This window comes from Micromonospora sp. NPDC005237, assembly GCF_040607775.1.
Lineage (GTDB): Bacteria > Actinomycetota > Actinomycetes > Mycobacteriales > Micromonosporaceae > Micromonospora.
In genome coordinates this window covers 392,902-415,002 of record NZ_JBEXHJ010000002.1, presented here as the reverse complement: position 1 = coordinate 415,002, position 22,101 = coordinate 392,902, and the positions used below count along the sequence as shown (strand labels likewise).

Genomic DNA, 22,101 nt, shown 5'->3' with positions numbered 1-22,101 from the left:
CGCCATGTCCGCATCGGGTCGGTCCGTCGTACGGCGGACCGGACGCGTCCTCACCGGCGTCGGCGCGCTCGTCGTGCTCTGCGCTCTGGTTGCGGGTGCGCCGGTCGCGCTGCTCGCCTTCGCGGGCAATCCCCTGCCCGACCATCTGCCCACCCTCGCCGAGGTGGGCACCGTCCTGACCAGCCGCGACGACGGGCAGCTCTTCCTGCGGGCCCTGGCGCTGGCCGGCTGGTTCGGCTGGGCCACGTTCGCCTTCTCCGTCATCGTCGAATTGGGCGCGCAGACCCTGCGCCGGCCGGCGCCGAAGTTGCCGGGGATGAGCCGCCAGCAGAAGGCCGCCGCCGCGCTGGTCGGTTCGGTCGCGCTGATCCTCGCGGCCAGCCCGGCCGCCGCCAGCGCCGCGGCGGTCTACACCGCTCCGGCGTACGCCCAGTCGAGCGCTTCGACCAGCGCCGCCCGACTGCCCGAAGGTGGGCCGCTCGGCATGGCCGGGAGCGGGCCGCTCGCGACGACCGGGAGCGGACCGCTCGGGCTGGTCGCGCCCGGCGGGCCGAGCGCCGGTGACCAGGCGGCCCCGGTGTATCGCGTGGCGCGGGGCGACTACCTCGGCGAGGTGGCCGAGCGGTACCTCGACGAGTTCGGCGACTATCGACAGCTCGCCAAGCTGAACCGGCTGGACGACCCGGATCGGATTCGCCCCGGCCAACTGCTCCGGCTGCCAGCGGAGGCCGCCGACCAGGGCGCCCGCCCGCACGCCACCGGAAAACTCGTCGGCCGGCCCGCCGCGCCCAGGCCGCCGGCCCCGCGACCGGCGCCCGAGCGGACCGCGCCGGAGCGGGCGGAGCAGGCGCCCCCCGGCGGTACGGAGTCGACGGGTCAGGTACCCCCGATGACCGTCGGCGCGGCGCGGGCCGGAACCACCGACCGGGTGAACCGACCGCTGGCGGTCTCCGCCGTGCTGGCCGTCGCGAGCATCGTCGGCGCCCAGATCGGCGCGGTGCTCGGCCTGCGCCGCCGCCCGGCCACCGCCGGCGCGGCTCCCCGGCTGGCCGCATCCAGCCGCGCACCCCGGCGCGGGGCGCGCGGCCGCCGCGGCAGCTCGAACGGGAGCAGCCTGGGCCCGAGCGGGAGCAGCCTGGGCCCGAGCGGCAGCGGCGCCGCCTGGGCCGCCAGCCGCGCGGCGGCGGCCATCGAGCCGTCCGCACCAATCGCTGGCACAGCACCCGACTGGTCCAGCGACGGTACGGCGTCCGTCGGCGCATCGGGAGCCGGGAGCGACAGTGCCGGAGCTACCGGTGCGGCAGGGTGGGACGACGACGGACCCCAGGGCGGTCGGCATCGGCGCGGCTGAGCCGGCACACCCCGGACCGGCACCGGCAGGCGCGCGGGGGTGCGGTCGGTCAGGGGACGCGGGTCTGGAGCACGCCGTCGCGGATCCGCGTGGGCAGGATCTGCTGGTCGTTGCCGGAGGGCCCCAGTACGACCTCGCCGCCGTTGAGCCGGAACGCGCTGCCGTGCCACGGACAGACCACGCACGCGTGGCCGTCGATCTCCTGGACCTCGCCCTCGCCGAGCGGCCCGCTCTGGTGGGGGCAGCGCTCCAGCATGACGGTGACCTCGTCGCCGTGGCGGTAGAGGATCACCGAGACGTCGTCCACCTCGCGGGTCACCAGCGTGCGCTGCGGCAGGGCCGACATGTCGACAAGCGAGTGCCAACCGTCGCTCATCCGCCGCAGCTCGGAGATGCTCTGGTTGACCTGCGCCCCCTGCTTGTACGCCAGGTGCCCGCCGATGTAGGCCCCGAGGCTCGCGGCGGACAGCCCGAGGAAGCCGAGAGCGCGGCCCATACCGTGCCGGCCGGAGAGCCGTGCGGCCAGCGAGCCGGCGTAGAAGGTCAGGCCGATGCCGTTCGCGGCGGCGTGCACCAGGCCGACGCGCCGCTGGTCGGGGGCGAGGGCCACCCAGTCGTTCAGGCCGGCGATCGCCGCCGGCACGGCGCTGACGGTGCCCAGCCCGACCAGCGCGGTGGCAGCCCGGCGCTGCCCGGGCATGAGGTCCAGCACCGCCGCGCTGATCCAGGAGCCCACCGGCACCTGCACCATCGCCGGGTGCAGGGGATGGCCCAGCGGCACCCCGTGCAGGAGGTCGCGTAACCGCCGTGGACGCAGCGTGCCCAGCACCACCCGTTGCAGCCGGTCACCCACCCGGTCCAGCCGGGACGCCTGCTCGATCTTCGTCAGGATCTCTCGCACGAGGACCGACTTCCCGGCGAACGCCGTCGCAAACCGGTCGGCGGTGACGGACCTGTAGCAACGTGTGCGGATGATCCGGTGGGTGCGCTCCGGCGCTCCGCCGGGCACCATGGGCCGATGGGTGTACGGGTGGAGCGCGCCGGGCCGGTGACGACGGTGATCCTGGACCGCCCGGCGGCCCGCAACGCGGTGGACGGGCCGACCGCGCGGGCACTCGCGGACGCCTTTCGCTCGTTCGACGCCGACCCGGACGCGGAGGTGGCCGTGCTCTGGGGTGCCGGCGGCACGTTCTGCGCGGGCGCCGACCTCAAGGCGATCGGCACGCCCAGCGGCAACCGGGTCGAGCCGGAGGGAGACGGCCCGATGGGTCCGACCCGCATGGCGCTGAGCAAGCCGGTGATCGCGGCGATCTCCGGGTACGCGGTGGCCGGCGGCCTGGAGCTGGCACTCTGGTGCGACCTGCGGGTCGCCGAGTCCGACGCCACGCTCGGGGTGTTCTGCCGACGCTGGGGAGTGCCGCTGATCGACGGCGGGACGGTCCGGCTGCCCCGGCTGATCGGTGAGAGCCGTGCCCTGGACCTGATCCTCACCGGGCGGGCGGTGCCCGCCGACGAGGCGTACACCATGGGGTTGGTCAACCGGGTGGTGCCGCCGGGCCGGGCGCGGGCGGCGGCCGAGGAGCTGGCCGCGGCGATCGCCCGGCATCCGCAGACCTGCCTGCGCAACGACCGGGCGGCCGTGCTGGCCGGCGCCGGACGGCCCGAGGCGGAGGCGCTGGCGACCGAGCTGGCGTACGGGATGGATTCGCTGGCCACCGACGCGGCGGCCGGGGCGGCCCGGTTCGCCGCCGGCGAGGGCCGGCATGGCGCGATGCCGCCGGGAGGGTGAACCTCCCGGCGGCATCCGGTACGGCCTGACTCAGTTGCGGTTGATGGTGAAGGTCGAGGTGGTGTTGCGGATGTCCACCGCGTTGTTGCTCAACCGCAGGTTGTTGAAGGTCACCGACCCGACGGCCGGCCCCTGCCCGGACTCGGGCATCTCGTTGACCCAGATGCCGAAGCCGGACTTCGCGTCGTAGGCGTCACCGCTCTTGCGGGCGCCGCTGATCGAGATGTTGGTGAAGACCGTGTCGGTGACCGGGAACTGCGGCTGCCCACCGACGTAGTTGGTCTGGAACATGATGCCGCTGTAGGTCGGATCGACGATGTCCACGTCGCTGACCCGGATGCCCTGGAACACCTTCGAGGCGGAGAAGACCCAGATCGCCGGGAAGGTCTGCGCGCCCCAGAAATGCCCACCGGCCCGCACGATCGAGATGTTCTCGAAACGGGTCGGCGGGCTCGCGCCGAAGCCGTTCATCGGGTAGCCGAAGTCGAGCGAGCTGATGGTGATGCCGGAGTAGACGAGCGTGTCCGCGATGTAGATGTTGCGGAACGTGTTGCCGTAGCCGCCGTAGACGGCCACACCGGCGGCCCGCCAGGTCAGGGTCGAGGTCAGGTTCTCGTAGATGTTGTCCCGCATGTCCGCGCCGCCCGCGTCGATCGCCGAGAACAGCGCGAAGCTGTCATCGCCGGTGGCCCGGGCGTCGTTGTTGCTGACCAGGTTGTTGGTGCTGCCGTTGGTCATGTTGATGCCGTCGGCGAACAGGTTGCGGATCCGCGAGTTCTTGATCGTCATGTAGTCGGTGTTGGCGCCCCAGTAGAGGCAGACCTGGTGCTCGGCCCAGATGTTGTCGATCACGATGTTCGACACGTTGGCGAAGTCGAACACCTTGCCCGGCCCGTCGATGCGCGAGGTGTAGTTGCCGAAGTAGGCGAAGTTCGCGAACGACGATCCGGCCGCCGAGTTCTCGGCCCGGAAGCCGATGTCGGTGTTCTCCTGGCCGGAGGGGGCGTTGAACCGGGTGTACCAGGGCCCGGCGCCGGTCACCTTGACCGCCTTGCCGTACACCTGGAACTTCGACGAGGTGGAGTAGTTGCCGGCGGGCAGGTACACCCCGATCAGGTTGCCGGTGGTGTCCATCCGCACCCGGTCCAGGGCGTTCTGCACGTCCTGGTGGGTGAAGCCGGCCGGCGTCGCGTAGCGGGCCGAGTCCGGGTTCGCGATCGGCGAGACCTGCTCGGTGTTGATGAAGTCGATCGCGTACGTGGTGGTGTTGGCCGCGTCCTTCTGGAGGCGGATCTTGCTGCCGGCCGGCACGGTCGAGTTGAGCATGACGTTGGCTTCGTCGTAGATGTGCCGCGGTCCGCCCGCGCTCGGCGAGTTGCCCGGGCTGGTCTCGTTGCCGTACAGCCAGGCGTAGCGGGACGTCAGGTCGATGGCCTTGTGGAACGTGCCGTTGACGTAGACGTTCAGCGTGGAGTTGATGCCCCCGCCGCCCGACGCGTCGGGGATGGAGAAGCGGGTGACCAGCGTGTTGGTGCTGGCCCGGGTGGTGAACTCGACGTAGCTGCCGGTCGAGTTGAGCGTCACCGCACGCCGGCCGGACGCCTCACCGGCCACGTCGCCGACGGTCCGGTTCGGGCCCACCACTGCCGCGCCGCCGCCGACCACGCCGTCCTCGGCCTCGTACATGTCGTACGGCATGTTGGCGCCGCGCCCGACGAAGAGCGGACGGTCGCTGGTGTTGTTGCCCTGCTTGACCGGCAGTTCGTTGCTGTCGGCGGCGAGCACGACCCGGACGGTGTACTTGCCGTTCGCGGCCGTCCAGGTGCCCAGGTCGACCGGGCCGACGGTGGCCCCGGCGTTGATCACACCGGAGTACGAGCCGGTGAGGGTACGCACCACCGTGCCCGATTCGTTGAGCACGGTGAGCGTGATGCCGTGCGACCCGGACGCGGAGGCCACGCTGCCGGCGTTGCGGATCGACACGGAGAAGGTGACCGTGCTGCCGGCCGACGGGTTGCCCGGCGACCAGGCCACCGCCGAGGCGACCAGGTCACTCGTGGCGACCGGGCTCACCACCAGCGGGCTCGGGTTGGAGTAGCTGTTGTTGGTGTCGTCCTGCTCGACGACGGTGTTGGACTCGTCGACCTTCGCGCTGAGCGGGTAGCTGCCCGCGTCGCGGGTGCCGATGCTGGCGCTGACCGTGGTCGAGGCGCCGGCCGCGAGGCCGCCGACCGACGCGGTGCCGACCCGGGTGGAGCCCAGGTAGAAGTTGACGTCGGTGGCGCCGGAGGCCGCCGAGCCGGCGTTGCGCACGGTGGCCGAGAGCGTGATGGTGCTGGTCTCCACGGGGGCGGACGGGCTGACCGACATGCCGGTCACGGTGAGGTCCGGGTTCGGCGCGGGGGTGCCGATGACCTGGAACTCGGCCACCTGCCCGGCCGGGGCGCCGGTGTTCGAGGCGATCGAGAGCCGTACGTCGGCGGCAGCCCCGGAGACCGGGATGGTCACCGTGTTGCCGCTGCCCGGGTTGAAGGTGTAGTTCGCCGCGCCGACCAGGGTGGTGAAGGTCGACGAGCCCTGGTCGCGGCCGAGCACTGTGATGTTCTGGGTACGCGTACCCCAGGCGGAGTCCGGGTTGAGCTTCAGCACGACCTGGCTGAGGCTGGCGTTCGCGCCGAGCTGCACGGTCAGCGTGCTCGGGTTGCCGTTGCCCTCCCAGTAGGTGGTCACGTTGTTGTCGTTGGCGTTGGTCGCCACGAACGTGTGCACGTACCCGGAGGCGGTGATCGGCTTGCCGACCGCCAGGTTGGTGCCGGTGGGAGGGTTGCCGGTGCCGGTGCGGGTCACCGTGTTGCTGTTCGCCGACTGGTTGCCGGCCGCGTCCCTGGCCCGCACGTAGTACGAGACCGTGGCGGTGTCCGGCTGGCTGTCGGTGTACGTGAGCGTCGAGCCGCTGACGCTGCCGCGCAGCGCGCCACCCGCGTAGACGTCGTACCCGGTCACGCCGACGTTGTCCGTGGACGCGGACCAGGTGAGCCGGATTTGACCGCTGGCGGGCTGGGTGTAGGCCAGATTGCCGGGGGCGCTGGGGGCCTGGGTGTCGGTGCTGCCGCTGGCGCCGTACACCTCGACCTCGGAGAACTGGGCGGCCGGCCAGCCGGTGTTGCCGGTGACCTGCACCCGTACGTAGCGGGTGCTGGCAGCCGTGAAGCTGACGGTCGCGGTGTTGCCGGTGCCCGGGTCGAACGTGTAGCCGCCGGACGCCTTCAGGGTGGTGAAGGTCGAGCCGTTGGTGGAGCCGAGGATCGACAGCGTCTGGGTGCGGGTCTGCCAGTCCGACGAGGGCGGCAGCTTGAGCACCACCCGGTCCACGTTGACGGTGGCGCCGAGGTCGGCCTGGATCCACTGCGGGAACGCGTTGTTGGCGCTCTCCCAGTAGGTCGACGCGTTGCCGTCGTTGGCGTTGCCCGCGACGTAGTTCTGGTTGTAGCTGCTGGCGCTCATGCTGGCGGAGAGCCCGGCGAGCAGGGCCGCGCGGGCGGACCCGGCCGGGGCCGGAGCCGGCTTCGCCGCCGGTGCCGCGGTCGCCGGGGTGAGGGCGGGGACGGCGGCGAGGAGCAGTCCGGCGAGCGCGCCGGCGAACAGCCGCCGGCCGGCCGGCAGTCGGCCGGCTCGGTCGGCTCGGGGGACGGGACCGGGCGAGCCGGCACGCGGGGTGCCTCGGGTGGGGCCGTTTCTGGACATGGGTGGCTACACCTCTTTCGGGGGTGGTGTGGGTGCGTTGCCCGGTGACGGGTGCAGGGGTACGCCCGTCGTGCCGCGACAGGTGGGGGACGGTGCGGGACGGGTGCGGGCGGGCCGGCGCCGCGCTGCGCCGGGCTCCCGACCGGTGGCCCCCGCCCTGCTCGGGCGGGGGCCGTCGGCCTAGCTGGAGTAGACCTCGAACTCGCTGAGCTGGCCGGCGGGCCAGCCGGTGTTGCCGGTGACGGTCAGCCGCAGGTACCGCTGGCTGGTCGCCGTGAAGGTCACGGTGACCGTGTTGCCGCTGGCCGGGTTGAACGTGTAGCCGGCGGACGCCTTCAGGGTGGTGAACGACGAGCCGGTGGTGGAGCCGAGCACCGACAGCGTCTGCGTACGGGTCTGCCACGCCGACGACGGCGGCAGCTTCAGCACGACCCGGGACACCGAACGGGTGGCGCCCAGGTCCACCGTCAGCGACTGCGGGAAGGCGTTGTTGGCGCTCTCCCAGTAGGTGTTGGCGTTGCCGTCCACCGCGTTGGGCGCGGCGTACACGTCGGAGTGGCTGGTTTCGGTGATCGACCGTCCGGCCGCGAGGTTGCCACTGGGCGGGGGCGTCGTCGGCGGGGCGGTGGTCGGTGGGGCCGTCGTCGGTGGGGCGGTGGTGGGCGGCGGCGTGGTGGCGGTGCCGCCGTACACCTCGACCTCGCTGAGCTGGGCGGCCGGCCAGCCCGTGTTGCCGGTGACGGTGACCCGGATGTAGCGGCGGTCACCGGAGGGCAGCCCGATCGACACGGTGTTGCCCGTGCCGGGGTCGAAGACCCGACCGGCGGACGACGCCAGGGTGCTGTACGACGAGCCGTCGGTGGAGCCGAGCACCGACAGCGTCTCGGTGCGCTGCTCCCAGCCGGCGGGCAGCTTGAGCACCACCCGGTCGACCGCGCGGGCCGAGCCCAGGTCCACCGTCAGCGACTGCGGGAAGGCGTTGTTGGCGCTCTCCCAGTAGGTGGCCGCGTTGCCGTCCACGGCGTTGCCCGCCGTGTAGCTCTGGTTGGTGCTGGTCGCGGTCGTCGACCGGTTCAGCGCCAGGTTCCCGCCGGTGGGCGGCGGCGTGGTCGGGGGCGGCGTGGTCGGCGGTGCGGTGGTGGGCGGAGCGGTGGTGGGTGGCGGGGTGGTGGGGCCGGTGGTCGGCGGGGTGCTGGGGCCCCCACCCCACTGCGGCTCCGGCCACGGGCCGCAGTACGGGGTCGACGTGTACCAGCCCGAGTTGCCGGAACCCTGGGTGATCTGGAAGCCGCCGCCCACGCAGTTGTGCATCGGGTTGCTCTGCGCGATGTTGGTGGCCCGCACGTTGGTGAACGACACCTGGCTGGGCGCCTGCACCTGGAGCGCGTACGTGCCGGCGCCGTCGATCCGTACGTTGTTGAGGTTGATCCCGCTGGTCTGGCCCTCGATCCAGTGCAGCGCGGCGTACGAGCTGTCCAGGATGTCGGTGTCGGTGATGTTGATGGTGGCCTGCTGGAACGCCTCGTTGAGGGCGGAGAACCAGATCGCCCCGACGCCGAAGTTCCAGTTGTAGTCCGAGTTGCCGTTGCGGATCAGCGTGTTCCGGGCGATCGTCCAGGTGCCCCGGACCGCGGTGTCGCCCTGCACACCGGGGTAGCGGTTGGCGACGTGGATGCCACCGCCGTTGGTCAGCGAGTCGGCCGTCACGTTGTCGGTGATCTTGATGTCCCGACCGCCGTAGCTGACCAGGTGGTTGGCCAGCAGCGTCACGCCGATGGTGTTGTGCGTGAACGAGTTGTTGACGTTCGGCACGCTCTGCGCCCACATCGCCAGGGCATCGTCGCCGGTGTTGCGGACGAACGTGTTGGTCACCGTCGAGTTGGTGACGCCGGTGTGGAAGTTCACGCCGTCGGCGGTCTGGTCCAGGATCCGGCTGTTGCGGATGGTGAAGTTGTCCATCGGGCCGTCCATCCACGCCCCGACCTTGGTGTTCTCCAGCCACAGGTTGTCCACCACCGAGTTGGTCATCGCCCCGCCCAGGGCGTTGACCTGGTCCTCGTCCACCCGCTCGCGGATGTCGCCGATGATGGCGAAGTCCCGCAGGGTGACGTTGCGGCTCGGTCCGCCGGCCTCGTGCGCCCGGATCTCCCCGGTGTAGCCGCCGCCGGGGACGTACTTGCCGTAGATGCCGGCGGCCCGCTTGCGGTCGGTGGGGTGCCGCCCGCCGAGCACCGAATACCACGGGCCGGCCCCACGCAGGGTCACCCCGTCGACCACCACGTGATCCCAGAGGGTGAACGTGCCGGTCGGGATCCAGACGGCTCGGCCCTGGGCCTTTCCGGCGTCGACAGCGGCCTGGAACTTCGCGGTCGAGTCGGTCGCCCCGCTCGGGTCGGCGCCGAAGTCGGTGACCACGTCGAGCACACCGGAGGGCTTGCTGATCGCCGGGGCGACCAGCTCGAAGTCCGCCAGGTCGATCGTGAAGGAGGGCGACTGGGCGGTCGAGGAGACCTGCAACCGGATCTTCGTACCGGCCGGGTAGGTGGTGCCGAACATCGCCCGGGTCTCGTCGTAGAAGTGGTGCGGGTTCGTGTCGCCCGGGTTGTTGTTGAACGGGTAGCCGCCGTAGTACCAGCCGTACCGCGATGTCACCGGCACCGACTTCAGCAGGGTGCCGTTGGCCCGCAGGTCGAGGGCGGCGTCCCGGCCGGTGCCGGCCGGGCTGTCCGGCAGGCTGTGCCGGAAGGTGACCGCGTTGGCCGGGGCGGTGAGCGTGAACTCGACGTACTCGCCGACGGAGTCGAGGGTGACCGCCTCGCGGCCGGACGCCTCCGACGGCAGCGTGCCGTAGCGCCGGTCCGGGCCGATCCTCGTGCCGTTGGAGGCAGCCTTCTCCGCCTCCTGCTCGATGAACGGGACGGTCGCGCCACGGCCCGAGATGTCGAAGGGGGACAACCCGGCCGCCGAAGCCGGGGTGGCGGTGCCGGTGACCGCGAGGGCGGTCACCGTGGTGGCGGCGAGCAGGGTGGCGGCGATCGCGGCCAGCCCGACGCGCGCCGGGTGTCGGAGGTGGTGCGGGGTGGCGGTGGTGTGGTTGGCCATGAGCTGTGCTCTCCCTCTCGTCAGGCAGGCCAGGTCCCCCGTTTCGGTGCGGCGTGGCGGTTTCTCCCCCCTCGTTCCTCCTTCCTCGGTCGTGGTGTGCGGGTGGGTGGTGCCGGCGGCCGGGACGGGACCGCCGGCACCACGTCGGTCGGATCAGGTCAGGGCGGCGGCGTCCGCGCGCGGTCCGTCCACCGCTTCGGGGGTACGCAGCCAGACGGCGGTGTCCGACGGCAGCAGACCGTCGTCGAGGGGGCCACTGGCCAGCAGCAGCTCCCCGTCGGCGGGCAGCGGCACCGCCGAGTCGGTGAGGTTGACCAGGCAGCGGAAGCCACCGCCACGGCTGAACGCCAGCACCCCGTCCGGGGCGGGCAGCCACGTCAGCTCACCGTCGCCGAGCGCCGCCTCGGCCCGCCGGATGTGGATCGCCGCCCGATACAGCTCCAGCATCGAGGCCGCGTCGCCGGTCTGCGCCAGCGCCGTCCGGTCCTTCCAGTCGGCCGGCTGGGGCAGCCAGGGCGCCGCCGCCCCGTCCGGGCTGAACCCGAACGGCGGCTCGTCACCGGCCCACGGCAGCGGCACGCGGCAGCCGTCGCGACCGGGGTCGATCCGACCGGAGCGTTCCCACATCGGGTCCTGCCGCAGCGCGTACGGGATGTCCTCGACCTCCCAGAGCCCCAGCTCCTCACCCTGGTAGACGTAGGCGGCGCCGGGCAGCGACAGCGACAGCAGCGCGGCGGCCCGCGCCCGGCGGGTGCCCAGCTCCAGGTCGGTGGGGATCCCCTCGCGCTTGGCCGCGAAGCTGAACGTGGTGTCCGCCCGGCCGTAGCGGGTGACGTGCCGCGTCACGTCGTGGTTGGACAGCACCCAGGTGGCCGGTGCGCCGACCGGCGCGTGCGCGCTCAGCGTCCCGTCGATGCTCTCGCGCAGCGCGGACGCGTCCCAGGCGCAGCCGAGGAAGTCGAAGTTGAACGCCGCGTGCAGCTCGTCGGGGCGCAGGTAGTTGGCGAACCGCTGCCGGTCCGGCAGCCACACCTCACCGATCAGCGCGCGATCGGCGTAGGAGTCGGCGACCCGCCGCCAGCCCCGGTAGATGTCGTGCACGCCGTCGAGGTCGTGGAACGGGTGCTGGTGGTCCGGTCGGACCTCCGGCAGCGTCCCGTCCTTCACCAGCAGACCGGCGGAGTCGATCCGGATGCCGTCGACGCCCCGGTCGAACCAGAACCGCAGGATGTCCTCGAATTCGGCCCGCACCCGGGGGTGGTCCCAGTTGAAGTCGGGCTGCTGGGGGGCGAACAGGTGCAGGTACCAGTCGCCGGGCGTGCCGTCCGGGTTGGTGGTGCGGGTCCAGGTCTCGCCGCCGAACTCGCCGATCCAGTCGGTGGGCCGCTGGTCACCGTTCGGGCCGCGGCCGGGACGGAACCAGAACAGGTCCCGCTCGGGCGCTCCCGGGCCGCCGGCCAGCGCGGCCTGGAACCACGGGTGCGCGTCGGAGCAGTGGTTGGGCACCACGTCGACGATCGTCCGGATGCCGAGGTCGTGCGCCTCCGCGATCAACGCCTCCACCTCGGCGAGCGTGCCGAAGACCGGATCGATGTCGCGGTAGTCGGACACGTCGTACCCGGCGTCGGCCATCGGGGACGGGTACCAGGGGCTGAACCAGATCGCGTCGACGCCGAGCGCGGACAGGTGGTTCAGCCGGGACCGGATGCCGGCGATGTCACCGATGCCGTCGCCGTTGCCGTCGGCGAAGCTCCGGGGATACACCTGGTAGATCACGGCTCCACGCCACCACGGACTTCTGTCAGCTGTGGACACGAGCACCTGCTTTCTGCGTCAGTACGTCGGCGGGTTCGCCGGAGGGAGATATGTGTCGGGACGAACGGTCGTTGTTCGCCGCGCGGGTGAATGCGGTCGTGGGCTATCCCTTGATGCCGCCCGTGGTCAGGCCGGACATGATGTTCCGTTGGAAGATCAGGAAGATGATGACAGTCGGGATGGCGGCGATGACCGACGCGGCGATCACCACGTTCATCGGCGTACCACCCGCGAAGGTGTAGATGCCGACGCTGACCGTCCGGGTCTCGGGCGACGGCATGACCAGTTTCGGCCAGAGGAAGTCCTTCCAGACCGCGGTCACCGCGAAGATCGAGACGACGCCGAGGATGGGACGCGACAGCGGCAGGATGATCGACCAGAGCGTGCGCAGCGACGTCGCCCCGTCCATCAGGGCGGCGGCCATCAGCTCCTCCGGGATCGAGTCGAAGAACCGCTTCAGCAGGAAGATGTTGAACGCGTTCGCAACCATCGGCAGCCAGATCGCGAACGGTGAATCGAGCAGGTTGATGTGCAGGATCGGCAGGTCGAGCACCGTCACGTACTGCGGAACGATGAGGACCATCGCCGGGATCATCAGGGTGCCCAGCATCAGGGCGAGGATCGCGTTGCCGAAGATCGGCCGGAGCTTCGACAGGGAGTACGCGGCGGCGCTGTCGAAGACGAGTTGGAACAGCACCGCCCCGATGGCGTAGTAAAAGGTGTTGAACAGCAGCTTGGCGAGGGCGAGGTTGTTCCACGCGTCGATGTAGTTCTGCGGCTGCGGGTCCTTCGGGAACAGCGACGGCGGGGTCTGCGCGATCTCCTGGCCGGACTTGAGCGCGCCGGTGACCATCCAGTAGAGGGGCCCGAGGAAGACGAGCGTGAAGCCCGCCACGACGACCACGAGCAGCGTCCAGTAGATGACCTTGCCGCGCCCCCGGCTCAGCTGGGAGTGGGAGATGAGGGTCCGGGTACCGGAATCCTGTGCCATTGGGCGCCGTCCTAGTCCTGTTTCGCAGTCAGTCGCACGTACACGGCGGAGAAGCCGGCCAGCACCACGAGCATGATCACGCCCAGCGCGGCGGCGCCGTTGAGATCGTTCTGGAAGAACCCGTGCTGGTAGATGAGGTACGCCACCGAGGTCGCGGAATCCTCCGCGCCCGCGCCGTTGGCGAGGATCAGTGGCTCGATGAAGAGCTGCATCGTGGCGACGATCTGCAGCATCGCCAGGAGCGCGAGGATCAGCCGGGTCTGCGGGATCGTCACGTGGCGGATCCGCCGCCAGATCCCGGCGCCGTCGAGCTCTGCCGCCTCGTACAGCTCACCGGGAATGTTCTGCAACGACGCCAGGTAGATCAGGACGGCGCCACCCATGTTCATCCAGGTGGACGCGATCACCATGGCCGGCATCGTCATCGCCGGCGACTGCATCCACTGCGACGTGGGCAGGTGCAGCGCCGTGAGGATCGCGTTGAACAACCCCGCCTCGCTGGGGTCGTACGCGTAGAACTTGAAGAGGAACAGCGCCGAGGCCGGCGGCAGCATGACCGGCAGGTAGACCAGGACCCGCAGGTACCCCTTGGCGTGGCGGAACTCGTTGAGCAGGATCGCCACGAAGAACGGCACCGCGTACCCGAGCACGAGCGCGAGCACAGTGAAGTAGAGCGTGTTCTTCCAGGCGGGCCAGAAGCTGGGGTCGGCGATGAGGCGGGAGTAGTTGTCCCAGCCCACCCAGGTCGTCTCGCCGCGCCTGGTCCGCTGGAAGCTCATGACGATGCCGCGGATCATCGGGTACCAGGAGAAGACCACGAAGCAGAGCACGGCGCCGATCAGGAACGCGTGCCCGGCGAGGTTGTCCCGTACCTTGCGGCCGAGGCTCGTGCGCTGCGGCCCTGTCGCGTACGGCGACATCGGGCGACCCGGTTTCCTGGGGGCCTGGGGGACGGCGGTGATCGCCAAGGCAACTCCTGCGGAAGTCAGTGACGCGGACGGTGCGGCGCGGGGTGTGGGGGCCGGTGGACCGACCCCCACACCTGCCGGTCAGCTCTCGGCGGCCAGGAGCTGGTTGACCTTCTCTTCGGCCGTCTTCAGCAGCGCGTCGATGTTCGCGTTCGGGTTCGTCAGCACCCCGGACATCGCGGCGTCGAGGACCGCGTAGATCGCCTGCGCGTTGCGCGGCTCACCCTTGATCGGCACCGGGGTCGCCTCGAAGATGGCGAAGTTCGCGGTGTCGACATTCGCGTTCGCCTTGCGCAGCTCGAGTTCCTGCTTCTGCGCCTCGCTGCCGTTGGCGAACAGCAGCGGCTGGGGCAGACCCACCGGGTAGTTCTGCGGCTTGGCCCGGACGTAGTCGAACTGGCCCTTGCCGGGCGTGAGCTTCTGGTAGGCGATCCACTTCAGACCGGCCTTGACCTGCTCGGGGGTGAGGTCCTTCTTGAAGAAGTAGCCCTCGCCGCCGCCGAGCGTGCCCTTCGCCGGACCCTCCTGGCCGGGCAGCGGGGCCATCGCCCAGTCCTGGAACTTGCCCTGGAACTGGCTGACGATCGCCTGGGTGGCGTCCGGCGCGCCGATGAACATGCCGACCTTGCCCGCGCCGGCGTTGGTCAGCAGGTCACCCCACTGGAGCAGCTGGCGGGAGCCCATGCTGTTGTCGCCGTACCGCATGTCCTTGATGTTCTGCAGGACCTGCTTGCCCATCGCGTTGTTGAAGTCGGCCTTCTTGCCGTCCGGGGTCAGCATCTGGCCACCCTGCGAGTAGAGCAGCGAGGTGAAGTGCCAGCCGCCGGTGTTGCCGGCGCTGTACTCGGAGTAGCCGGCGATGCCGTTGCCGAGGGCGGAGATCTTCTTGGCGGCGGCCCGGACGTCGGCCCAGGTCTTGGGCGGGTTGTTGACGTCGAGCCCGGCCTTCTGGAACAGGACCTTGTTGTAGACCAGGCCCATCGAGTAGTTCTTCACCGGGACGGCGTACAGCTTGCCGCCGTCGGTGAAGGCCTCCTTGAGCGCCGGGTCGACGCTGTCCCAGGTGGGGATCGTGTCCTTGTTGACGACCCCGGTGATGTCCATCGCCTGACCGGAGTCGAGCACCTGCTGGAGATCGGTCATGTACCCGTAGAACACGTCGGTCACGGTGCCGCCGGCGAGGCGGGCGGTGAAGTCCGGCGGGTTGTTGCACTGCTCGCCGACGCTCACGCTCTTGACGACGATGTCCGGGTTCTGCTTCTGGAACTCGACGACATCGTCGTTCCAGTTCTTCAACAGCTCTTTCTGTGCGCCGACCGGCTGGCAGTCGACCGTGATGGTGACCTTGCCGCCGGCGGTCGTGCCCTTGTCGTCGCTCTTCGTGGAGCATGCCGTGAGGCTGAACCCCAGGCCGGCCACGAGCGCCAGCGCCGCAGCCCTTCGGTATTGCGGTACGGACATCTGTCCATCCCTTCGGGAACGGGTGTCTCCATGAGGTGCGCTGATCTGCGGTGATGCGACCTGACGCCCTGTAGCTGCGCCGGAGCCAGGTGTGAGTGGAGTCACTGTAACGAGGGCGACTCATTTCAGCAAGGTGTCGACGGGCTTTTGAAAAGACACGACATAGTTACGGCAGACACCGACAGTGACGTGTTTTGCGCCGGGTTTGACGGCTTTCCGGTCGGTCTCGCACACCGGTGCTCCGGCAGTGCTCGCGCGCTGCGGGCAACCACGAAAAACCGGCCGCCGACCGCGCGAAGCGGTCGACGGCCGGTGGGCGGTCGGTCAGTACGACAGGGGCACGCTCAGCGGCCGGGCGCGGGCGCCGTGGAGCCGCGAACCACCAGCTCCGGCTCGAACAGCAGCTCGTCCTGCAGGACGCCGGCACCCTCGATCTGGGTGACCAGCAGGTCCACCGCGGCCTGCCCCATCGTCTCGATCGGCTGCCGCACGGTGGTCAGCGGCGGATCGGTGCAGGTCATGAACGCGGAGTCGTCGAAGCCCACCACCGAGATGTCCGCCGGCACCGCGCGACCCAGGCGCCGGGCGGCCCGGATGGTGCCCAGGGCCAGCACGTCGCTGGCGCAGATGATGCCGGTCACGCCGCGCTCGACCAGTTTCGTCGCGGCGACCCGCGCCCCCTCCATCGAGAAGCTGGACCGCTCGACGCACTCCCGCTCGGCGTCGCCCCAACCCGCGGCCTGGACCATGGCGTCCAGCTTGCGGCGGGACGGCACGTGCCCCTCGGGGCCGAGCACCATCCCGATCCGCTCGTGGCCGAGCGAACGCAGGTGCCCGTACGCCTGCTCCACCGCCACCGCGTCGTCGGTGGAGACCCGGGGAAAGCCCAACTCGTCCACACCGGCGTTGACCAGGACCACGGGAAGGCCCCGGTCGGTCAGCCGCCGGTAGTGGTCGTGCCGGGCGTCGGCGAGCGCGTACGAGCCACCCGCGAAGATCACGCCAGAGACCTGGTGGTCGAGGAGCATCTCCACGTAGTCCATCTCGGACACGCCGCCGATGGTGCGGGCGCAGAGCGCCGGGGTGTAGCCCCGCTGGGCGAGGGTCCCGGTGACCACCTCGGCGAGCGCCGGGAAGATCGGGTTCTGCAGCTCGGGCAGCACCAGCCCGACCAGCCGGGCCCGCTCGCCGCGCAGCTTGGTCGGCCGCTCGTAGCCGAGCACGTCCAGCGCGGTCAGCACCGCCGTCCGAGTCGACTCGGAGACCCCGTCCCGACCGTTGAGCACCCGGCTGACGGTGGCCTCGCTGACGCCCGCCTTCTTGGCAACTTCAGTCAACCGCTTGGTCACGGTCGCAATCGTACGTCACCAGGATGAAAGAAATGAACAGCAGAATGGCCGAATTTTGCTGTCACGCTGTTGTGGCTCGTCACCGTTCAGCGCCGTCAGGACAGGTTGCGCAGCGCGTCCTCGATGGCGCGGTGGAAGGTCGGGTACGCGTAGATCATGTGCCGCAGCTGACTCAACGGCACGGCCGCGTGCACCGCCACCACCAGCGCGGACAGCACCTCACCACCGGCCGGACCGACCGACGTCGCGCCGATCAGCACGCCCTGGTCGGCGTCCGCGACGAGCTTGATGAAACCCTCGTCACCGACCTGGTGGATCCAGCCGCGGGTCGAGCTGCCCAGCTTGGTGAACCCGACCTGCACGTTGATGCCGCGCTCGCGGGCCTGCTGCTCGGTCAGCCCGACCGCCCCGACCTCGGGATCGGTGAAGGTCACCCGGGGCAGCGCGCGGTAGTCGGCGCGCGGCACGGTGCCGGCCGACCCACTCGACCCGCTGGCGGCCAGCGAACTGGAAGCGCCCATCGCACCGCCGACGACGCTGGCGGTCCCGCTGGCGTCGGCCCCCGCCGTCGCCCCCCGGGCGTGGGCCAGCAGATCGGCCACGACGATCCCCGCCTGGTACATGGCGATGTGGGTGAACGCCCCCTCGCCGGTCAGGTCGCCCACCGCCCAGACGCCGTCGGTCACGTGCAGCCGGTCGTCCACCGGCAGGTAACGCTGGGTGGCGTCCACACCGACGCTGTCCAGCCCCAACTCCTCCAGGTGCGCCCGGCGGCCGGTCACCACGAGCAGTCGCTCGGCGGTGAACTCCGCCCCACCGCCGCCGTGCAGCGTGAAACGGTCGCCATCGTGCTCGACCCGTTCGGCCCGTACGCCGGTGTGGATCTCGACGCTGTCGGCGCGCAGCGCGGCGGCGGCCACCTCGGACGCCTCCGGCTCCTCGACGGCCAGCACCGTCGGACCGCCTACGGTGATCCGATGCCTGCACGCTTCGACCCCGTCCGGGACTGCTTCCACGACCTGCTCGCCTCCGGCCGGGAGTCCGGCGCCAGCCTGACCGTCTGGTACGACGGTCAGCCGGTGCTCGACCTGGTCGGCGGCTCCCGGACCGCCGACGGGCCGTCCGACCGACCGTGGCGGCCGGACACGCTGGTCAACGTCTACTCGGTCGGCAAGCCGGTGGCCGCGCTCTGCCTGCTGCTGCTCGTCGACCGAGGACGGGTCGACCTCGACTCGCCCGTCGAGAGGTACTGGCCGGAGTTCCGCACCCCGGCCACCGTGCGGCAGGTGTTGTCGCACACCGCCGGACTGCCGGCCTTTCCGGTGCCCCGGCCGGCGGCCGCCATCACCGACTGGGCGCTGCTCGCGGGCGACCTGGCCGCCGCCGACCCCGAGTGGCCGCCCGGGTCGCTGGCCGCAGAGCACGCCTGGACGTACGGCCACCTGGTGGGCGAGCTGGTCCGCCGGGTCGACGGCCGCGGCGTCGGCCGCTTCCTGGCCGACGAGATAGCCGGCCCGTGGCAGCTCGACCTCGGCTTCGGGCTGGCCGAGGCGGACCAGCGGCGCTGCGCGGACCTGCGCTACGGCGACCCACAGTGGCCGAGCCGGCAGCTCGGCGAGCCCGGCTCACCGCGGGCGCGGGCGATGGGCAACCCGGCCGGTGGACTGGACCTCGCCGTGCTGAACAGCCCGCTGTGGCGGGGCGCCGAGATGCCGGCGGTCAACCTGCACGCCACCGCCGCCGGCCTGGCCCGGCTCTACGCCGGCCTGCGGGCCGGTGGCGTCCTGGACGGCGTACGGCTCTTCAGCCCCGGCCTCGTCGACGAGGCCACCCGGGTCCAGTACGACGGGCCGGACCTGGTGCTGGACCGCCGGGCCCGGTGGACGCTGGGTATGCAGTGGGAGCCGGACGGCAGCTGGGGCATGGGCGGGCTCGGTGGCAGCAGCGCCTGGGCCGACCCGGAGCGCGGCTACGCCCTCGCGTACGTCACGGCGCGGCTCGCGGAACACGACCGGGTCGACGAGCTGGCCGAGGCCCTGCACTCGGTGCTCTGACGCGTCGTCGCCTCAGCGCAGCCAGACCGGATCGGTGCCGGGTACGGAGAGCGGCGGCGGGTAGTCCACCGTGCGGCGGAGGTCGTCGGGCAACTTCCACGGCTGGTGGACGGCCTTGCCCGGCACCTCCGACAGCTCCGGCACCCAGCGGCGCACGTAGTCGCCGGCCGGGTCGTACCGCTCGGCCTGCCGGACCGGGTTGAACCCCCGGTACGGCTTGGTGTCGTTGCCGGTGCCGGCGACCCACTGCCAGTTGCCCGAGTTGTTGGCCACGTCCCCGTCGAGCAGCCAGCGGAAGAAGACCCCGACACCGGCCCGCCAGTCCTGCCCCAGGTGCTTGGTCAGGTAGCCGGCGGTGATCAGCCGCGCCCGGTTGTGCTGCCAACCCTGCGCCCGCATCTGCCGCATCCCGGCGTCCACGATCGGCATTCCGGTCCGCCCCTCGGCCCAGGCCGACAGGGCGTCATCGTCGTAGCGCCACTCTTCGGTGGCACCCCGCCGGTAGGCGGCCGTCGAGATCTCCGGAAACGCGGCGGTGACCTGGTAATAGAAGTCGCGCCAGCAGACCTGCCGGACGAAGGGCCCGGACCGGTCGCCGGCACGGTTGGCCACCGACAGCGGGGACACGCAGCCGAAGCGCAGGTACGGGCTGAGTCGGGAGGTGTCGTCGCCGGCCATGTCGTCGTGCTGGTCGTCGTACCGGCCCAGCTCGGGCAGCCAGTCGGTGAGCCGCTGTCGGGCGAGCCGCTCGCCGCCGACGGCCGCGTCCGGTGACTCCCCGGCCGGCGGGGCCGGCACCCGACCCACGCGCACCCCGTCGGGCAGCGTGATCCGGCGGGGTGCGGCCAACTCCTCGCGCCACCGCGCGGACGCCCACGCCCGGTGGTACGGGCTGAACACCCGGTAGTGGTCGCCGCCGCCGCCGGGGCGCAACGCACCCGGCTCGACGACCGTCAGCCCCGGAAAGAGCCGCAGGCGCAGCCGGTGCCGCTCGCACTCGGCGCGCAGTCGCCGCTCCCGCCGACGGGCGTAGCGGCTGACGTCGGCGGAGAGCGCCACGGCGGTGGCGCCGACCTGGCCGGCCAACCGGATCGTCTCGGCCACCGGGTCGCCGCGCCGCACCACCAGGTCACCGCCGCGCTCGCGCAGCGCGTCGCGCAGGTCGGCGAGCGCCTGGTGCAGGAACCGGGTGCGGTTGGCCGACAAGCCGGCCAGAGCCGGGTCGAGCACGTACAGCGGCACCACCCGGTCGAACGCCGCGCAGGTGGTGGCCAGCGCCGGGTGGTCGTGCACCCGCAGGTCGCGGGTGAAGAGCACGATCGCGGTGCCCGCCGTCATCGGGCCGCCGGCTGGACCGTCGGCCCGGGGATCGTGACCGGGGTACCCGTCGGGGTGAGCAGAGCGCGGGCGGCCACCGCCATCCGCCGCCGCTGCGGCACCAGGGCCCGGCGGGTGAAGACGTCGTAGTCCTGCGCGGCAACCTCGTCGAGGATGCCGCCATAGAGGGCGTACGCGGTGCGCATGCACGCCTGCGACGCCGGCGCGAGCATGGTGATGCCGGGCGCGGCGGCGGCGTAGTGCGCCTGCGCCCGGGTCACCTCGTACTCGATCAGCTCGCGCGTCCGGGGCGTTCCGCGCCCGCGGGCGCTGGCCTCGGCCAGGTCCTCGCGGGTGACGCCAAACTTCGCCAGGTCCTCGTCGGGCAGGTAGGTGCGACCCCGGTCGAGGTCCTCGGCGACGTCGCGGATGAAGTTGGTGAGCTGGAAGGCGAAGCCGAGCTGCCGAGCCGGCTCACGGGCGGCCGCCGGATCGGTGCTGCCCAGGATCGGCAGCATCATGGTGCCGATCACCGCCGCCGAGCCCTCCATGTAGTCGAGCAGGTGGTCGTACGTCGCGTACGAGGTGACGGTCAGGTCCATCGCCATGCTCGTCAGAAACGACGCAAAGTCGTCCCGGTCGAGATTGAAGATGGCGATCGTGTGCAGCACGGCCGGCAGCAGCGGGTCGTCGACCGGCGCACCGTGCAGACCGGCCACGAACCGGCTGGCCCAGTCGTCGAGCCGGGCGGCCCGCTCGGCCGGTGGCAGGTCCTCGGTGCGGTCGACGATCTCGTCGGCGTACCGCGTGAATCCGTAGAGGGCGTGCACATGTCGTCGTTTCCACGCGGGGAGCAACCGGGTGGCGAGATAGTAGGTACGCCCGTGCCGTTTGTGCAGCTCACGACACCGGTCATAGGCAGCGGTGAGATTCGTGTCCACCGGCCCTCCTCAATTATCGACGCACCAATCGACGCAACTCGTACCCTAGGGTACGCTCGCCAACATGGCCAACGACGCAGTAGCGGGCAACGCGACCCGTGTGGCGCCGACAGGGCCGGGCGACAGGGACGATCCGGTCCGCGCCGTCCTGGCCGCGTACACCCAGGACCTGATCACGGCGGTCGACGAGACCCTCTCCACCTTCCTCACCGCCGAGGTCGACGCACTCACCGAGATCGACGCGGCCATGGGCGGCTTCGCGTCCGCCGCCCGCGAGGCCGTGCTGGCCGGCGGCAAGCGGATCCGGTCCACGTTCGCCTACTGGGGCTGGCGCGGGGCGGTCGGCGGCACCGAGCCCCTCCCACCGGTCCTGCCCGCGCTGGCCTGCCTCGAACTGCTGCACACCTTCGCGCTGGTGCACGACGACGTGATGGACGCCTCCACCACCCGCCGCGGCCGGCCCACCGCACACGTCGCGCTCGCCGCGCAGCACGTCGCCGCCGGCCACCGGGGCGACCCCGACCGGTTCGGCGAGGCGGCCGCCGTGCTCATCGGCGACCTCTGCATGGTCTGGGCCGACAAGCTGCTCGCTCGCGCCACCATCACCCCGGCCCGGCTGTTCGAGGTCCGCCGCTGCTACGACCAGATGCGCGTCGAGACGGTTGCCGGGCAGTACCTGGACGTGCTCGGCGAGAACGACCCGAGCAGCTGGTCGGTCGACCGGGCACTGCGCGTGGCCCGCTACAAGACCGCCAGCTACACGGTGCAGCGACCGCTGCTCTTCGGCGCCTGCCTGGCCGGGGTGACCGCCGACGCCGCGCTGGTCACCGCGTACACCCGCTACGGCCTGGCCGTCGGCGAGGCCTTCCAACTCCGCGACGACCTGCTCGGCGTCTACGGCGACCCGGCGGCGACCGGCAAGCCGGCCGGCGACGACCTGCGCACCGGCAAGCCGACCACGCTGCTCATGCTGGCTCGCCAACTGGCCACTCCCCGCCAGCTCCGAGCACTGGAGCAGGCCGACGGCGAGCCGGTCGACCGGCTCGCCGACCTGGTCGCCGAGACCGGCGCGGTGGCCCGGGTGGAGCGGATGATCGCCGAGCGGGTGGGCGACGCCCTGGCCGCGCTCGACAGCGCGCCCGTGGACCGGACGGCGCGTACCGCGCTGACCGGGTTGGCCGCCGCCGCCACCAGCCGGCGGGCCTGATGAGCGATTCTC

The 22,101-nt window shown here is 71.5% G+C and carries 14 protein-coding genes and 1 pseudogene; 4 read left to right on the top strand and 11 right to left on the bottom strand.

Annotated elements, in window-relative coordinates:
* The first annotated feature begins 4 nt into the window (after nt 1–4).
* Entirely contained in the window at nt 5–1,351 is a 1,347-nt protein-coding gene (locus ABZT87_RS06845; RefSeq protein ID WP_355134119.1) for a LysM domain-containing protein, read from the top strand.
* Nucleotides 1,352–1,400: 49 nt separating this feature from the next.
* Here the strand turns inward: ABZT87_RS06845 and ABZT87_RS06840 are convergent, their stop codons facing one another.
* A complete protein-coding gene (locus ABZT87_RS06840) occupies nt 1,401–2,252 on the bottom strand; it encodes a Rieske 2Fe-2S domain-containing protein (RefSeq protein ID WP_354853571.1) in 852 nt (283 codons plus the stop codon).
* Between the two features lie 117 nt (nt 2,253–2,369).
* Here ABZT87_RS06840 and ABZT87_RS06835 point away from each other — a divergent pair, with 117 nt between their 5' ends.
* On the top strand, nt 2,370–3,140 hold the full coding sequence (locus ABZT87_RS06835; protein WP_355134117.1) for a crotonase/enoyl-CoA hydratase family protein: 771 nt from the start codon (nt 2,370–2,372) through the stop codon (nt 3,138–3,140).
* 30 nt (nt 3,141–3,170) lie between these two features.
* Here ABZT87_RS06835 and ABZT87_RS06830 read toward each other — a convergent pair whose 3' ends face one another.
* The 8 genes and pseudogenes from ABZT87_RS06830 to ABZT87_RS06795 form a co-directional block, all read right to left on the bottom strand.
* Entirely contained in the window at nt 3,171–6,884 is a 3,714-nt protein-coding gene (locus ABZT87_RS06830) for a discoidin domain-containing protein (RefSeq protein ID WP_355134115.1), read from the bottom strand.
* 180 nt (nt 6,885–7,064) lie between these two features.
* Nucleotides 7,065–9,986: a discoidin domain-containing protein gene (locus ABZT87_RS06825; RefSeq protein ID WP_355134113.1), complete on the bottom strand. Its 2,922-nt coding sequence runs from the start codon at nt 9,984–9,986 to the stop codon at nt 7,065–7,067.
* A gap of 153 nt (nt 9,987–10,139) precedes the next feature.
* Nucleotides 10,140–11,762: a glycoside hydrolase family 13 protein gene (locus ABZT87_RS06820; protein ID WP_355134111.1), complete on the bottom strand. Its 1,623-nt coding sequence runs from the start codon at nt 11,760–11,762 to the stop codon at nt 10,140–10,142.
* Nucleotides 11,763–11,904: 142 nt separating this feature from the next.
* Nucleotides 11,905–12,792 carry a carbohydrate ABC transporter permease gene (locus ABZT87_RS06815; RefSeq protein ID WP_355064670.1) on the bottom strand — a complete coding sequence of 296 codons (888 nt, stop codon included), beginning with the start codon at nt 12,790–12,792 and terminating at the stop codon, nt 11,905–11,907.
* 11 nt (nt 12,793–12,803) lie between these two features.
* Nucleotides 12,804–13,712, bottom strand: coding sequence for a sugar ABC transporter permease (locus tag ABZT87_RS06810; RefSeq protein WP_354853555.1), 909 nt, complete (start codon nt 13,710–13,712; stop codon nt 12,804–12,806).
* 129 nt (nt 13,713–13,841) lie between these two features.
* Nucleotides 13,842–15,221, bottom strand: coding sequence for an extracellular solute-binding protein (locus ABZT87_RS06805; RefSeq protein ID WP_355134109.1), 1,380 nt, complete (start codon nt 15,219–15,221; stop codon nt 13,842–13,844).
* 344 nt (nt 15,222–15,565) lie between these two features.
* On the bottom strand, nt 15,566–16,570 hold the full coding sequence (locus tag ABZT87_RS06800; RefSeq protein WP_355134107.1) for a LacI family DNA-binding transcriptional regulator: 1,005 nt from the start codon (nt 16,568–16,570) through the stop codon (nt 15,566–15,568).
* Nucleotides 16,571–16,665: 95 nt separating this feature from the next.
* A pseudogene (locus ABZT87_RS06795) lies at nt 16,666–17,523 on the bottom strand (FAD-dependent oxidoreductase); the annotation flags it as partial.
* Nucleotides 17,524–17,547: 24 nt separating this feature from the next.
* On the opposite strand from ABZT87_RS06795, the gene ABZT87_RS06790 reads away from it, so the two are divergent.
* Nucleotides 17,548–18,624 (top strand): serine hydrolase domain-containing protein, encoded by a 1,077-nt coding sequence (locus ABZT87_RS06790; RefSeq protein WP_355134105.1) that lies wholly within the window; start codon nt 17,548–17,550, stop codon nt 18,622–18,624.
* Between the two features lie 12 nt (nt 18,625–18,636).
* Here the strand turns inward: ABZT87_RS06790 and ABZT87_RS06785 are convergent, their stop codons facing one another.
* A complete protein-coding gene (locus ABZT87_RS06785; RefSeq protein WP_355134103.1) occupies nt 18,637–19,962 on the bottom strand; it encodes a deoxyribodipyrimidine photo-lyase in 1,326 nt (441 codons plus the stop codon).
* A complete protein-coding gene (locus tag ABZT87_RS06780; protein ID WP_355134101.1) occupies nt 19,959–20,882 on the bottom strand; it encodes a phytoene/squalene synthase family protein in 924 nt (307 codons plus the stop codon). The genes ABZT87_RS06785 and ABZT87_RS06780 overlap by 4 nt, the downstream gene beginning before the upstream one ends.
* A gap of 64 nt (nt 20,883–20,946) precedes the next feature.
* Between ABZT87_RS06780 and ABZT87_RS06775 the strand changes: the two genes are divergently transcribed.
* A complete protein-coding gene (locus ABZT87_RS06775; protein ID WP_355134099.1) occupies nt 20,947–22,089 on the top strand; it encodes a polyprenyl synthetase family protein in 1,143 nt (380 codons plus the stop codon).
* Nucleotides 22,090–22,101: the final 12 nt, after the last annotated feature.